Genomic DNA, 15743 nt, shown 5'->3' on the forward strand with positions numbered 1-15743 from the left:
AACTCTAAAATCATCCATTCGGTTGAAAATGTTTTAAAATATATGATACTGCTCTTCTGGTTCCCAATTTTCCTGATAACGGGTATGAGGCCGGTCCGTTTGTGGCAGTTCGAGATGATGTATGGGGTGATATTTAGCTTGAGATTCATCCATCCCCATGCCTTATACGAAAACTCGTGATTGGGTATTGATCAGCCTTGATGCGGAACAATTTGGTGTTCTGATGAACATAAGCTCGGCAAGAAAAACTGTTAAAATATTTTGCAGATAAGAACACCTCCTGTACATTGCTTAACTCTTTTTGTGAAACTTATTAATTTATCAATCTTAACTTATAATCATGGAGAAATTACACTCTGGAAGTACCAGTGTTGTTCCACGTCTTATGCAAAGACGAACACACCAGGTACGATCTATCCTAAAACTGGCTCTTCCAGTGATGCTTATTTTTTGCCTTCTAAGTAAGACATCAGCTGAAGAAACCAAAGAAACGAGACTTCTAAAAACAAATGAGTCTCTTATTGTAAACGATATTGACATCACCGGACAGGTCATCGATGAGCAAGGGGAACCTCTGATCGGCGTGAATATCCTGGTGGAAGGTACAGGAAAAGGAACTTCCACTGATTTTGAGGGAAAATTCACCCTCACTGCGGTGGATGAAAATGCGACACTCCAGGTATCCTACATTGGCTACCAAAGTATGACCGTGGCTGTCGATGGACGTACTGACATCACCATTACCATGTCCGAAGATGCCCAGACCCTCGATCAAGTGGTTGTCGTTGGTTATGGTACGCAGAAAAAAGCCAATCTGACCGGATCTGTCGATCAGGTATCGGCAGAAGTTCTCGAAAATCGTCCGCTGGTGGATGTATCCACAGCGGTTCAAGGTGTCATCCCCAATCTGAACATCACCAGTCAGAACGGACAACCCGGGGCCTCAGCGAATTTCAATATTCGTGGATTTACATCGATCAATGGTGGGGCACCCCTCATTCTCGTGGACGGTGTGGAAATGAATCCCAATATGATCAATGTATCTGATATCGAGAGCGTGACTGTACTGAAAGATGCCGGAGCTGCTGCTATATATGGAGCCCGAGCCGCCTTTGGTGTGGTCCTCATTCAAACCAAAAGTGGAAAAGCTGGTGCGACCAGAGTGACTTTCAATGAAAACTTTAGTTTTTCAAGGCCAACCATTTTACCCGATGTCATTGACAATTCTTATGAGCAGGCTGTAGCGATCAACGAGGCTATGTTTAACAATAACGGGACCTATACCTTCAACGAAGAACGTCTTGCAGGAATCAAAGCATACTATGACGATCCGCAAAACAATCCTGAATTTGAAGTAGTTAACGGTGTGTTTAACTGGTATGGCTACAACGATTGGGAAGAACTTCTGTTGAGAGACTTTGCACCTACACAAAAACATTCTTTGAGTGTATCAGGCGGAAATGAACGCACTCAATTCTACACATCGGTGGGGTACTCAAAGACCGAAGGGTTGCATAAACAACGACCAGACGGTTACGACAAATTCAATGTCAACCTTTCTGTGCAGGACCAGACCTTTTCGTGGTTAAAAACGCGGGCCCGGGTCGGATTTGACAATAACCAAACAAACCGTCTCCACACTTATAAAGGAGGTGAAGAGCCCACCAACAGCCTGGTGTTCTCCAGCCCACTGAACCCACCTATCAGATATCCGGGTGATGATCCGGCTTACAAAGGCAGATACTTCGAAAATCCCGGATCAACGCAGTTGCTGGGGGGACGAGACAAAAACAGAGTGAATCATATTCTACTAAATACCGGCCTTACCGCTACAGCAAATGAATACCTTTCATTCGTAGGTGATTTTAGCTACAATATTTACAGAAACAGCCGCAGCCGGTACCGGAAAAGAGTCCCGTATCTCAAAGGCGACTTTACTACATCTTACGGCGAATCCAACAATGATTACCTCGATTTGAGGGCATACAATAGCAACTACTATTCACTCAATCTATATACCCAGTATGAGCGAACTTTTCTCGGTAGTTTATATTCCAAGGGGATGATTGGATTCAATCAGGAGCTGGATGACAATGACTGGTATAGTTCACGTCGATACAACATGATCAACCCGGAACAACCGGCGATTAACCTCGCCACCGGAGACCAATTGGTGAACGGGAACCAGAACCAATGGGCACTTCGTGGTGCTTTTGCGCGGTTAAACCTGATCTGGGCGGACAAATATCTGTTTGAATTTAATGGTCGATACGATGGGAGTTCCCGGTTTCCTAAAGACACGCGATACGGTTTCTTTCCATCATTCTCCGCTGGATGGCGAATATCTCAGGAAGATTTTCTTTCTGACGCAGGTAGTCTGAGCAATCTGAAGCTTCGCGCATCCTATGGTTCGTTGGGAAATCAAACCATTAAATTCAATAACAATGAGTTGTACTATCCGTACATTCCCAGCATGGGCTCTGGTAGAACCTCCAATTTTTTACTGCATGATGTCGCGGACTTATTAATCAATCCTCCAGGCTTGGTATCACCCTCCCTGACCTGGGAGACTTCCACTACGTTAAACTTTGGCGTGGATGTCGGATTCTTAAGGGACCGGTTGGAAGCGAATTTTGATTGGTATACTCGGACTACCTCGGACATGTTGATCCGCGTTTCATTTCCCCAGGTACTGGGTGCAAGTGCGCCGGCCCAAAATGGCGCCGAATTGGAAACCAAAGGTTGGGAGTTAACACTGAATTGGCGGGAAGATCTGAGAAGTGAATTCAAGTGGAGTGTGCGCGCTGTCCTTTCAGACAACATAGCAAAAATCACAAAGTATGAGAATAAGACCGGTGCTTTGGGCGATTATTATGAGGGTCAGACCTTGGGTGAAATATGGGGATTTGAAACCAACGGCATATTTCAAAACGAAGAAGAAATCGGCCAAGCCGCTGACCAATCAGAAATCGGATCCGAGTGGAAACCCGGTGATATTCGTTATGAAGATTTGAACGGAGATGGCAAGATCACTACCGGAGACTATACAATTGACAATCCAGGTGATCTGAAAATTATTGGCAACAGTCTCCCTCGGTTATCATTTGGTTTGGGATCAGACATGAGCTATCAGAATTTTTTCGTCAACATCTTTTTCCAGGGAATCGGAAAAAGGGACTACTGGCCGACTGTCGATGCGTTTTGGCCATTCCCCACACAGTGGTACCAGGTACAAAAACACTTTGTGACCGATACTTGGAGCGAAGACAATCGCGACGCCTATTTTTCAAGACCACTGGCCCGGCAGACCAAAAACCGGCATCCACAGACCCGGTATTTGCAAGACGCTTCGTACGTCCGACTCAAAAATCTGACCGTGGGATACAATCTTCCACCGGAACTGATTTCTCGACTGGGCATGGAGAAATTCTCCATTTATCTGAGCGGACAGAACCTTTGGGAATATTCCAATATCGGAAAACCGCTTGATCCCGAAATAAATCTGGGAAGCGCTTCTTCCCGACTGGGATATCCGTATCAGCGGACTTATTCTGTTGGATTGAATGTAACTTTTTAAATGACTCCATTAATTGGAATGGAAAAAATGATATTATGAAAAATCAACTATATATATTACCGCTCCTCATTGTTTTCTTGCTATCAAGTTGTAATGATGACTTTCTGAACAGAACACCTGGAGCGGATCTAAACAATGAAACCTTCTGGACCTCCGAATCGTCCCTGGAGATTTATAATAACGGCATCTACAACGAAGCAGGGAATAATGGCAGCTATTATTTCTTACTGGGGTACTACAATTCCCCGTTTGCCTCCGGATACAATGGTATGGGATGGGAAGACTGCATGTCAGACAATGGCGCACCCAAAGATTCTCGACTGGACAAATATCAGGTTATTGCTTCAGGACAACGGGTCATCCCCGACAATCCAACCCAGCGTGGATGGCGGTGGAGTTTGCTTCGACGGATTAATTTCTTCCTCGACAACTATGACCGAACACCTATTGCAGAGGAAGTAAAAAACAAGTATGCCGCGGAAGCCCGGTTATTCCGCGCCTGGTTTTACTTTGATAAAGTCAAGCATTTTGGTGATGTGCCCTGGATTGACAAGCCGTTGAACACAGAATCCGATGTATTATATGCCCCACGTGATCCACGTTCGGAAGTGATGGCAAATGTACTGGAAGATATCAACTTCGCTATCGAGCACCTGCCCGAAAATTGGAGCAGTAGTGAAACCCGCTTTGATAAGTGGGTCGCATTGGCTTTGAAATCAAGGATTGCGTTGTATGAAGGATCTTTCCAAAAATACAGAAACCAAGGAGGTGATGCCGCGAAATGGTTTCAGGAAGCCGTTAGTGCTTCTGAAGTGTTGATGAACGAGGGACCATTCACTTTGTACACGACCGGCGACCCGCAAAATGACTACAACCATCTCTTCCGTCAACTCGAACTGGAGGATATCTCCGAGGTCATCGCATTTCGCAGGTACATTACTGGTGTAAATGGCCACCGATTCAATGGATACCAGCGTGCGAAAGCCAATGGGTTGACGAAAGACCTGGTCGAGGACTACCTGGCCATCGATGGTAAACCCATTCAATTGTCTTCCATGTATCAAGGTGATGCGACGATCGAAGCGGTGTTTGAAAACAGAGACCCTCGATTACGACAAACGTCCCTCCATCCAGATGACACCGAAAAGTATTTGCTCAAAAATGATTACGAAGCTGGCCCTTATCCCCGATTCCCCGGTATGACGGGCGGTTGGAAAACCACAACCGGCTACACCATGATCAAATATTTTGACGTCGATGACTTTAAAAAAGGATACGCTAAGGAAGAAAATGATGCTATCCTATTCCGATTGGGTGAGGTATTGCTAAATTTTGCTGAAGCCAAAGCAGAATTGGGTACATTAACGCAGGCAGACCTGGACAAATCAATCAACCTGCTCCGCGATCGGGTGGGTATGCCTCATCTCACGCTGGATGTAGAATTGGATCCAAAGTACGCCAATGAAGGTTTACCAGCCATCTTGGTCGAGATCCGAAGGGAACGACGGGTAGAATTGGCTTACGAAGGATTCCGATATGATGACCTGATGCGATGGGCTCAGGGTGATGAGTTGACTAAACGTGTGCTAGGTATGCGCATCGATGGTGATATCCAAACTCAATTTCCTGGCGCTAATATCGTAACCACAGAAGTGGATGGCCACCAGTATATTGATGTATACGCCGGAAGTCAGTTTGAGAACCGGGTGTTTGATCCCGGGAAAGACTATTTTTTCCCCATTGCCAAAAATGTAATCGCGCAGAATCCGGCTATCGAACAAAACCCAGGTTGGGGAGAGTAATTATTAATGGTAATGATGATTGATTAATTATGCGAGTATCTATCCCTAAAGCAACGGAATCTCGCATTTAGGCCGCTGCCAGAAATTAGGGAGCTTCTAAAACTTCAGAATTGTAGGTCGCTAAGGTTAATTCTTAGCGACCTTTTTTTTATAAAGGGTTAAAACAAAACCGATCATAGGTGATGCCCCGGCTCATTCACCACGTCAATCATTTCTATGCACTTGGTATATTGTTCATCGATTACTTAAAAACCACTACACACCTGACACTGCTTGCACCAGCTGATGCATTCGAATAAGGAATTCTTCGCATTCTTTCTACTTCAAACCAAAGAATTTTTGGATCTTTCAATGAGCGTTGATTAACATCATTTAATCTTGTCTTTATATATGTATTCGGCAAGTATGAATTAAGATGGTATCAGGTAGATAAAACGCCCTCCTACTATTAAATTATATTGACACACACTAAATTAAACCAAACAATCCGCATCTTTTTCTTCACTTTATTTATTATTATATTAAACCAACAAATCATTCATTACACTGCAGTAATTTTTAGTATATTTTGATTTTAAGAATTAAAATACCTAATATTATGTGGACTACATTAATTAAACCAAACTGGCTAAACATCTTTTATCTCACCATCGTCGCAGGTTTTGTCGGCCTAATGATATCCTGCAGCGGAAGCAAATCCGATTATTCGACCATGTTTGAAGGGATCGAAACCGAAAATTACGAAGCCATGACTTTGGCTCATATGGATGATCGATTTTCAACCTTTGCAGAACTTATAGACATCGCCGACCTCGAAATGGATATGTTATTTGCTGAAGGATTCACGTTGTTTATGCCTACCAATGCCGCTTTTGACAAGATGAACGTGGGCGAACTCAGGGATCTCATAGATCCTAAAAATAAAATTGAATTGCAAAAATTTTTGCGCAGACACATCATACCTTCAGAAATGGAAAGTTCAGATTTCATGGAACGACAGGTAATTAAAACAGCGATGAAAAAAGAAGTTCCCATTACAATTCAACGTGCCCAAGATGACATATTGATTGGAAATGCAGAAATTGTCCGCGCAGATGTTCATGCATCAGATGGTATCATTCACGTCGTTAATTCTCTGGTAAATCCCACGGAAGATATTATTCCCGGATGATAGCCCTGATGACCAGCGCGATCTTTCCTAATACATAACCTGGAAAAGCCAGGACTGACGAACCCAAAATTGAGAAATTACGATTTCCCGGTTTTGGGATTCTTATTATTGGTCAATGTAAATAGGACACACTACAACCCCAAATAACAACAACCTTGTCAGGAATGGCAATGCCCATTTCAGTATAAACTTTGGTTCTCTTGCGTTATTCCAAATTTTTATGCAAATTAGCGTGTTTTAAAGCCGCAACCAGCCATCAAAATAAACGACAACAAAAATGAGCCAACCCCTTAGCTTTTATCTTTTCGCGTTCCTTGTCCTTGTTGGTCTGAGCTGCAGTCCAAAAATAGTTCCTACATCAGAATTTGAATTAAGTCACAGCGGTCTCCAAAAACTCAAGTACAACCATCCCGGCCTCCTCGTTGATCTTGATGTTGGATTTAAATCCGTCCCATTACCCATGGACTTCGACGGAGATGGTGACCTGGATCTTTTGATATCGGCTTCGGGTAGTTATGTCGAATCCGGCATTTTTTATTTTGAGAACATCAGCGGAAACGTAGATCACCCTGTATTCAGGCAAGGACAGCGGCTGTCATCGGACCGGTTTCGACTGGGCTATGATGGTAAGTTTTTCGCTGTCTCCCAAGTCGAAGATCACATCCATGTGCTCACCCCCGACCGGGTAAATGAACAACTTCTTTTATATGCTGACGTACCGGAAAATGTCTTCTGGAATCGAATCAAGCTACCGGTGAATGCAACAGGTCATGTAGAAAACACCAATTACAACACATGGAAAATGATTGATTTTGACCATGATGGACGGTATGATCTGGTATCCAGTCCAACCACTCCTTCCGGAAGTTATCTTCTGTTCTTTAAAAATGAAGGCTCCAATGAACAGCCTGATTATGCCCTTCCTCAAAAAATAAGAACCATATCCGGAGTCCCTATTGGCAAAGATTATTACCTGGAAGTCCCATTGGCTGACTATGATGGAGATGGCGATCTGGATTATGTAGCGGTCACACCGTTCGGCGGGATCGTGTATTTCCAGAACTCAGGTACACCCTCTTCACATGAGTTCGAAGAAGAACATCAACTGGCTTACCGTGGTGAGAACATCCAGTTTTATTCCCGGTATGGCGGAGCCATCAAACTCCGGGCGGTGGATTTCAACCAGGATGGACACATCGACATCATTGCCGGCGATGAAGAAGGGAAGGTTTCATTTATCCAAAATACCGGACAATTGGTAAATGGTATCCCCGAATTTTTGCCTCCCGTATTCTTTCAGCAAGAAGCGAAATTCATGGATTTGGGTGCCTTGGTGGCACCCCGGGTATTTGACTGGGACGGCGATGGACTGGATGATATTCTGTGCGGAAACGGCGCCGGAGATGTATTGTTCGTCAAAAATCGTGGGGGATATCCACCCAAATGGGACGCACCAAAGCTTTTAGAAGCGGGGGGTGTTCCCCTTCGAATCTTACAAGATGAAGCTTTGCCCAATACCGAAGACCCGCACTGGGGATATACCACGATTGATGTGGGGGACTGGACCAACAACGGATTACCGGACATTTTGGTTAATGATCACAACGGAAACATCGTGTGGGTTGAAAATACTGGCACAAAGAAAAATCCCCGACTTAAAGCACCGAAGCCATTATATGTTGAATGGGACGGTGTACCTCAAAAACCGGCCTGGACACCGGGCGTTTCGGAAGGCAATGGATTGTTAGCGCCCTGGCGCACCTCTCCTTTTATCATGGATTTTAACGAGGATGGGCTTCCGGATTTGGTGATGTTGGATTACGAGGGATATCTTGTCGTCTACCCCAGAAAAGTCACCGATGATGGGATGATACTGGATCATCCACAACGAAACTTCATATCACCAGACGGACAACCCATACTGTTAAATCAACGAACCGGATCAAGTCATGGCCGGTTAAAAATCACTTTTACGGATTGGGACGGCGATGGTCTGAAGGACCTGGTCTTTTCATCCAAACCCGCAGTAGACTGGATGAAAAACCTGGGCATGAAAGACGGGAAAATGGTTCTTCAATATATGGGGCGCGTGGTATCACGTACACTGATGGGGCACACGGACGGTCCGGTCACACCAGATTTTAACCAGGATGGGATTCCCGACCTATTGGTCGGAACAGAAACAGGCGTTCTTTATTATTGGGAACGGTGGGATCAAAATATCACCACTACGATGAAAACCGATGGAAACCAAAAGCCTGCTGCTTATAAATATTTCAAACGATAACCGTCCAGTTCATCCCCTTCGGACAATGGGTTTCTGATCAGAATATGAGACCTTATCAGAATAGCCCTCAACAGAGGACGATTGACGACCTCTGGTCTCGGCCGAGCAGAGACTGCTTTCAGTCATCCCAATCTTGGATGACGTTTGACTTATTTGGGCTAAATTATGGACCATCACTGGATGAAAAAACGACGAGATGAATGTAGGAATTAGAAACTGTACTCAGGCATCAGACTATTTTTGATAGTTTCAATGAACCCGAAGATGGCGAGAGTTTATCTTTCACATCAATCACGATCCCCATACAGTGATTATCAATTATCGAGCAGACATGGCGATTCCTTTACTTGGACGTATCTGCAGCGTGGGCCCCAATGGTATGATATCAGGCTGACCAAGAGGTAGGTTTTACTCCTTACTGAAAGGCTGACGGTTCTCACCGGTATTGCGCCTTGGGTCAAAGCCTCTTATGCCTTCGTGGTCTCTTTCCGCGTAATCCAGCTTCCGGTATCGGGTTTCCGTAAAATGGCATGGGCTCATTTCTTTTCGGATTTTAGCCTGGGTGGAACAAATCTTCCCCAATGATCATTTGTAGTTCCTCACGCCCTTTGTCCGTCATGCGAATTAATCTGGAATCCTGAACATGAACCATCCACTCCCGAGTGAGCATTCTATCCAACAAAGCATCACCCAACTGGCCCCCCAGGTGGGATTTACGTTCACTAAAATCAAGACATTGTTTGGTTAGTGGTTTCGTATCATCAAAATCTGACTGCTTTATCCCCAGTTCAGATAACATCTTCCAACCCCTTTCTGTAACTACATAATCAACTTCCTGTCCAATCAGAAATCGCCTATTGACCAGCGCTTCCGTTAACTTCACCCCGACGTATCCAGCCAGATGGCGGTAACAATGACGGCAAAACTTCATACCGTCGGGGAGTGTTTTTTCATTAACATCCTCGGGTAACTTCAGGAAGATCGCCAGTTCGGCAGCCAGTTCATTTTCCAGGTAGTAATAGGTCCGTTTGCGGTTTCTGCGCGTGTGAAGAATACCGGCACGAATCAATTTATCCAGAAATTTATGAGTATAATCACGGTTCGTATTGGCCGCATTTGACAATTCTATCAGCGTATAAGCACGACCATCCCGCAGTGGTGACAAGATATCAAAACTGCCAAGGTGAGCATCTTTGATGTCAGACCAAACATTATCTACTTTCATATACGCCGCTTATAAACCAATAACCTTCTTATCTAAAGAAATGAGAAGGCAGGATGTTCATATCATGGTTGAGGAAAAAATCTCAAAAAAGATTCTTCAAAATTATTCTCGGAATGTGTTACGCAACTGATAAATTTGTATCATGACCAATCTGATTAAGTACACTTGGATGTATGTATTGCTTTTTATGGTGCTCCTAACCGCCCAAGGCTGCGGGCCCCAGCAAGGATCTGACCTCCAAAATGATAAATCGTCATCGCTTTCTTTCTCATTTCAAGATTCGATGCCGGAAAATGTTCTTCGCAGTTATCTCAGTCGATCGATCACCATGGCAGAAGTTGTGACAGGACCGGAGTTCTATGTGGATTCCGATATTCCGAACCGGGAAGATGACGAACGAATGATCCTAGATATAGGAGCAAAATTTATCGGACGATCGGCCTATTTGTGGGGACAGGAAAACAAAGCCGCACACCCCCGCTTTTTTAATTCGATAAAAGCCAACATCACAAAACTTCAGGAACAGGATCCCGAACTCATCTTTCAAGCATGCATTTTTGAAATCGTAACCAGACAGGTCGAAAATGTGTCGGTACCGGCACGGGTTTTTCATGCGTTTGGATTAAAACCGGTCCGTAGAAATTTTCAATATGAAAATATGACCTTTTCGTCGGGCGATTTTGTCAATCACTGGGGCGAAGGAGCCAGCGTGCCGGATGTAACCCGGATGGAAACCCGGCTATGGTTTTATTTCCTGGCTACTTCCTACATCGATGCCGGTATGGAAGCCCTTCACTGGGGACAGGTTCAACTGACCGGCCGGGCCGACGCTGAAAACGATTTCCGGGCATGGCAAGCTCTTTTAATACGCGTACGAAAATATGCAGCACATAATTCGCGTCGCGGCTGGGTATTATGCGATGGACATACTCCTTTTGGTGGATTGGTCGTAGAGAATCGATTGTTACTAGATTTTCACTCTTTTCCTTTACGTATAAAAGAAACACCAGCCCAAAACATGGAGGGACGACTGGAAATGGGTTATCTGGATGGCTTGTATGGTCGCAGCAAAGGCGGCGTCACCCCTTCGGGATGGGTCACTTCGAGCCTCCCCTATCTGGTCGAATTTGACAACTTTGGAATTAGTGACCATCCCGGTGAAGCAGCTTTGGAAGATCATTTTGTCTGGGGCTATGATGAAATCACGTGGTTCAGCCTGTTGCCTGAAGAGAAACGCAATGTTTTTTTATCCTATGCCTTTGAATGGATTCGGGAAAAAGATCCGGCCGGATACCTCCAAATGCCAGGGAACCGAAAAATCTCACCAGGCAATGGAGTTTGGGAAAAAAGATACCGGGCCAATCATCAGACAGATCAATTCCCATACGGATACAGTCAGGAGGAGAAGATCAAATACCTGTGGAAGTAATAAGGATTGGTTGTTTTTAATCAAATAATCGGATTCACCTCATCCGGATTCCTTTTTAGTTTCTTAGCCTGTTTCTATTCACCACAGAATACGCCTCATTCCACACCTAGATAACTGATAGGGCGTGATCAGAATCAAAGAACTGATGCATGACACTTGCTACTGTGAAAAAAAGACCATGAAGTGCTTTATGCCATTTGTACTTGATACTGTCGTATAAGATTTTGCAAATATTCAAAGATTGTCGAGAAAAAAACGGAGGTGTAGCTGGAGTTACACCGAGTATTTTTGACGAAGAGAATCCAATAATATTTCAGAATATATGCGGTAATTATGAATTCAAATGGAATTAGTTGCACGCATATATTTAAACAGTTCATAAAAAAGACCTGAAGGGTCGTCGGTATATTAGCGATGGGTCCCGACCTTCGGTTGGGGTCGGATGTTCGTGAAAAATTAATTTTGAGCAAATTAGTAGTATCTTTATACCATGAGTTTGTGTGTCACAAACGGATAAGCAGAAGGCTCGAATCTAAAATAAACTAAATATGAATAAAGCAGCATTATTTTTTATTTTATCCATATATACCACCTCTTTCCTGCATCTCGAAGCTCAATCTCCCAACCAACCCAACATCATCTACATCCTGGCCGATGACCTGGGGTATGGTGATCTGGGCTGCTATGGTCAGGACAAGATCGAGACACCCAACCTTGATGCCCTGGCCCGGCAGGGCATGAAATTTTCTCAGCACTACGCTGGGTCGCCGGTTTGTGCCCCATCCCGTTATATGTTCCTCACCGGCAAGCATCCGGGCCACGCATTCATCCGAAGTAACCACGAATGGGGGGAACGAGGCGACACCTGGGACTATAAGAAAGCAGTGCACAATATCCACCTGGAGGGCCAGTACCCCATACCTGATTCAACCACCACCCTGGGTGAAACGCTCCAGTTCGCCGGATACACAACGGCCCTGGTGGGAAAGTGGGGACTCGGGGCCCCTGAAACAGAAGGCGTCCCCAACAACCAGGGCTTTGACTATTTCTACGGGTACAACTGCCAGCGTCAGGCACATAACCTGTATCCGCCTTTCCTGTGGGAGAATGATAAAAAAATATGGCTGGAGAATGAAATCGTCGTTCCCGGCACCAAACTGCCCAAAGAAAGTGATCCCATGGATATAGGCTCCTATGATTTATTTCATCAGAAGGACTATGCCCCGGCGAAGATGCAGGAAGCAGCACTCGGTTTTATTGAACGCCATAAGGACCACCCATTCTTTCTGTATTATGCCAGTCCGATTCCTCATGTGCCGCTTCAGGTCCCACCAGAATGGTACATGAAGTATGTTAATAAGTTTGGTGATGAAGAACCTTACCTCGGTGATCAAGGGTATTTCCCTCATCGGTATCCCCGCGCAGCCTATGCGGGTATGATTTCTTATCTTGACCAACAAGTTGGTGAATTAATTGACAAGTTAAAAGAAGAAGGATTGTACGACAACACGCTGATCATTTTCACCAGTGACAATGGACCCACCTTCAATGGCGGGAGCGATTCTCCCTGGTTTGGCAGCGGAGGCCCGTTTCCAAGTGAAAAAGGTCGAGGGAAAGGGTACGTTTACGAGGCGGGTATCCGGGTCCCATTTATTGCTGCCTGGCCGGGCGTGATCGAAGCCGGGAGTCAGTCGGATGTCATCTCTGCATTCTGGGATATGATGCCTACTTTCGATGCGATAGCCGGAGCTAAAACACCCTCAGATGTGGACGGCGTAAATTTACTTCCGGTACTAGAAGGCAGGAAAGACCAGCTGGACCGGGAATACCTCTATTGGGAATTCCCTTCCTACGGTGGCCAACAAGCAGTACGCATGGGGCCGTGGAAAGCAATTCGTCAAAATATCAATAAAGGAAATATAGCCATCGAATTATATAATCTGGATAATGATCTGCGGGAACAACACAATGTCGCAAACCAGCATCCGGATATCGTCAAAAAAATGACTAAAATCATGGCCAAAGAGCACGAGGAACCTGAACTGGAGCGATTCCGAATGGAAGCTTTGGGGGACGTCAAATGATTATTAATTGTGAATGATAAATTATTAATTAAAGAAGGGATTGGTTTTCAACTTAGGATAAACTATGAAAAAATGAAATGAACAATAGTCCGACCATATTTTCAGTAACCTTATTGCTTATTCTATTTGCGATTGGCTGCCACCTAAAAACCAAAAGCCCTGGAAGTAATCCCCCCAACATCCTTCTCATCAACGTAGATGATCTGGGGTATATGGACACCGAGTTGTATGGAAGCCATGATATAAAAACACCCCATATTCTCAAGCTCGCTGCTCAGGGCATGACCTTTACACAGGCCTATGCTTCCGCTGCCAACTGTGCACCCAGCCGGGCGTGCATGCTTTCGGGACAGTACAGCCCCCGCCATGGCATCTACACGGTCGGTTCTTCGGAGCGTGGAAAAAGCAAAGACCGGAAACTCATCCCCACACTAAATACCACAACCTTGCCGGACAGTGTAGTCACCTTAGCCGATGAACTTCAGAAAGCCGGATACCGAACTGTCGCTATAGGCAAATGGCACCTGGGCGCTGATCCCACCACCCAGGGGTTTGATGTGAATATAGGAGGAACCCATTCGGGGCATCCCAAATCCTACTTCAGCCCGTACAAAAATCCCAATCTAATAGATGGACCGGAAGGAGAATATCTTACGGACCGGTTGACCCGAGAGGCGATTGCCCAAATGTCCGTCGGAGATCATCCCTTCTTCCTGTATCTGCCTTATTTTGCAGTACACACTCCGTTGCAAGGTAAAAAGTCCTTGGTGCAAAAGTACCTAAATCGGGGTTTACCCAAAAAAACAGCCGAGTACGCAGCCATGGTCGAAAACATGGACACCAATCTGGGAAGGCTTTTCAACGCACTCGATAGTCTGAAGCTCCGTAAAAACACGTTAATTCTCTTTACTTCGGACAATGGCGGCATTGCTGCCATCCACAGCCAGCATCCCCTCCGCGGGGGAAAAGGATCCTACTATGAGGGAGGAACCCGGGTGCCATTAATCATTTCCTGGCCCGGGCATATCAAGCCCAGATCTGTGAGTGACCTGCCCGTGAGCAATATCGACTTCTACCCTACACTCCTTGCTGTGATCAACCACAAACAAACTACTGAAAAAATCCTGGATGGTATCGACATATCCCCGGAATGGACCGGTCATCCACTGCCGAGGGAGCGATCTTTATATTGGCACTTCCCCATTTACCTACAGGCCTACTCCGGAGCCCGGGATGATTCGCGGGATGATCTGTTTCGTACCCGGCCCGGTTCTTCACTTCGGCAAGGAAAGTGGAAACTGCATCAATACTTCGAGGATAATCCGACCACTGCTTTTGAGCTTTATAATCTCGAGACAGATCCTGGTGAACGGACTAACCTATTCGATTCCCGACCTGACATCGCCAAAAAACTAAAAGACAGACTCTTGGACTGGCGAGAAGAGGTGTCCGCTCCTGTTCCTGTAAAACGTAATCCAGAATTCGAAACAAAATAACCTACTCGTGCAATTATAATTTAAAAAGAGTTGTTGTTTGGATATTGAAGGGCATTTGCAGCATATCCTGGTGAGAAAGCGAGTGCCCCGAACCGTATTGACAACTCAAGTGGCAGACACCTCCTATATCTGACAACTTGTCCCGCTTTATTCACGTGGCAGTCCTTAAAGTAAAACAAATGGTTAAAAAACAAATAGAAAATGACTACCTATTCACTGGGACACAATTCCTGCTATTCATGGCCTATTTATTCCATATCCAATTGGGAAGGATAATAATTCCTGCCTGGTTGTCCTATTTGGGAATTATCATCGCTATTGTCGGCATTGTTTTTGGCATCGTGGCTTTGGTCCAAATCAGAGAAAGCCTCTCCCCCTTCCCCAGCCCGTTACCGTCAGCTCGATTGATCACATCTGGTGTATACCGATACATCCGCCATCCAATCTATTCCGGAATTTTATTAGCCGGCCTGGGCTATGCCCTCTATTCAGCTTCTCTGTACAGGATAATGGTCACCGTTTTGCTTTATGTGCTATTTTACTTTAAATCAAGATATGAAGAAAAATTACTTGCAGAGAAATTTCCGGAATATCAGGCATACAAATATAAAACCGGCCGATTCTGGCCTAAATAGCAGTGAATTAGGGGCAATCAAAGGGATTTATACCATT

General features: G+C 45.0%; 9 protein-coding genes. 8 read left to right on the forward strand and 1 reads right to left on the reverse strand.

Annotation, left to right across the window (positions count from 1 at the left end):
• Nucleotides 1-340 precede the first annotated feature (340 nt).
• The 4 genes from KUV50_RS05825 to KUV50_RS05840 all read left to right on the forward strand — a co-directional run bounded on the left by KUV50_RS05825 (nucleotide 341) and on the right by KUV50_RS05840 (nucleotide 8837).
• Nucleotides 341-3577 carry a SusC/RagA family TonB-linked outer membrane protein gene (locus KUV50_RS05825; protein ID WP_222579156.1) on the forward strand — a complete coding sequence of 1079 codons (3237 nt, stop codon included), beginning with the start codon at nucleotides 341-343 and terminating at the stop codon, nucleotides 3575-3577.
• A 35-nt stretch (nucleotides 3578-3612) separates the two neighbouring features.
• Nucleotides 3613-5379 carry a RagB/SusD family nutrient uptake outer membrane protein gene (locus tag KUV50_RS05830; RefSeq protein ID WP_222579157.1) on the forward strand — a complete coding sequence of 589 codons (1767 nt, stop codon included), beginning with the start codon at nucleotides 3613-3615 and terminating at the stop codon, nucleotides 5377-5379.
• Nucleotides 5380-5977: 598 nt separating this feature from the next.
• On the forward strand, nucleotides 5978-6550 hold the full coding sequence (locus KUV50_RS05835) for a fasciclin domain-containing protein (RefSeq protein ID WP_222579158.1): 573 nt from the start codon (nucleotides 5978-5980) through the stop codon (nucleotides 6548-6550).
• 277 nt (nucleotides 6551-6827) lie between these two features.
• The gene (locus KUV50_RS05840; protein WP_222579159.1) at nucleotides 6828-8837 is read left to right on the forward strand and encodes an FG-GAP repeat domain-containing protein; all 2010 of its coding nucleotides are present in this window, start codon (nucleotides 6828-6830) and stop codon (nucleotides 8835-8837) included.
• Between the two features lie 553 nt (nucleotides 8838-9390).
• Here the strand turns inward: KUV50_RS05840 and KUV50_RS05845 are convergent.
• On the reverse strand, nucleotides 9391-10062 hold the full coding sequence (locus KUV50_RS05845; protein ID WP_222579160.1) for a hypothetical protein: 672 nt from the start codon (nucleotides 10060-10062) through the stop codon (nucleotides 9391-9393).
• Nucleotides 10063-10204: 142 nt separating this feature from the next.
• On the opposite strand from KUV50_RS05845, the gene KUV50_RS05850 reads away from it, so the two are divergent.
• From KUV50_RS05850 to KUV50_RS05865, 4 genes are all read left to right on the forward strand, one after another.
• Nucleotides 10205-11491, forward strand: coding sequence for a hypothetical protein (locus KUV50_RS05850; RefSeq protein ID WP_222579161.1), 1287 nt, complete (start codon nucleotides 10205-10207; stop codon nucleotides 11489-11491).
• A 548-nt stretch (nucleotides 11492-12039) separates the two neighbouring features.
• The gene (locus KUV50_RS05855) at nucleotides 12040-13575 is read left to right on the forward strand and encodes an arylsulfatase (RefSeq protein WP_222579162.1); all 1536 of its coding nucleotides are present in this window, start codon (nucleotides 12040-12042) and stop codon (nucleotides 13573-13575) included.
• A 77-nt stretch (nucleotides 13576-13652) separates the two neighbouring features.
• On the forward strand, nucleotides 13653-15071 hold the full coding sequence (locus KUV50_RS05860; RefSeq protein ID WP_222579163.1) for a sulfatase: 1419 nt from the start codon (nucleotides 13653-13655) through the stop codon (nucleotides 15069-15071).
• Nucleotides 15072-15310: 239 nt separating this feature from the next.
• Complete coding sequence (locus tag KUV50_RS05865) at nucleotides 15311-15706, forward strand: methyltransferase family protein (protein WP_222579164.1); 396 nt, start codon at nucleotides 15311-15313, stop codon at nucleotides 15704-15706.
• Nucleotides 15707-15743: the final 37 nt, after the last annotated feature.

This window comes from Membranihabitans marinus, from assembly GCF_019802045.1.
In the GTDB taxonomy this organism is placed as follows: domain Bacteria; phylum Bacteroidota; class Bacteroidia; order Chitinophagales; family Saprospiraceae; genus Membranihabitans; species Membranihabitans marinus_A.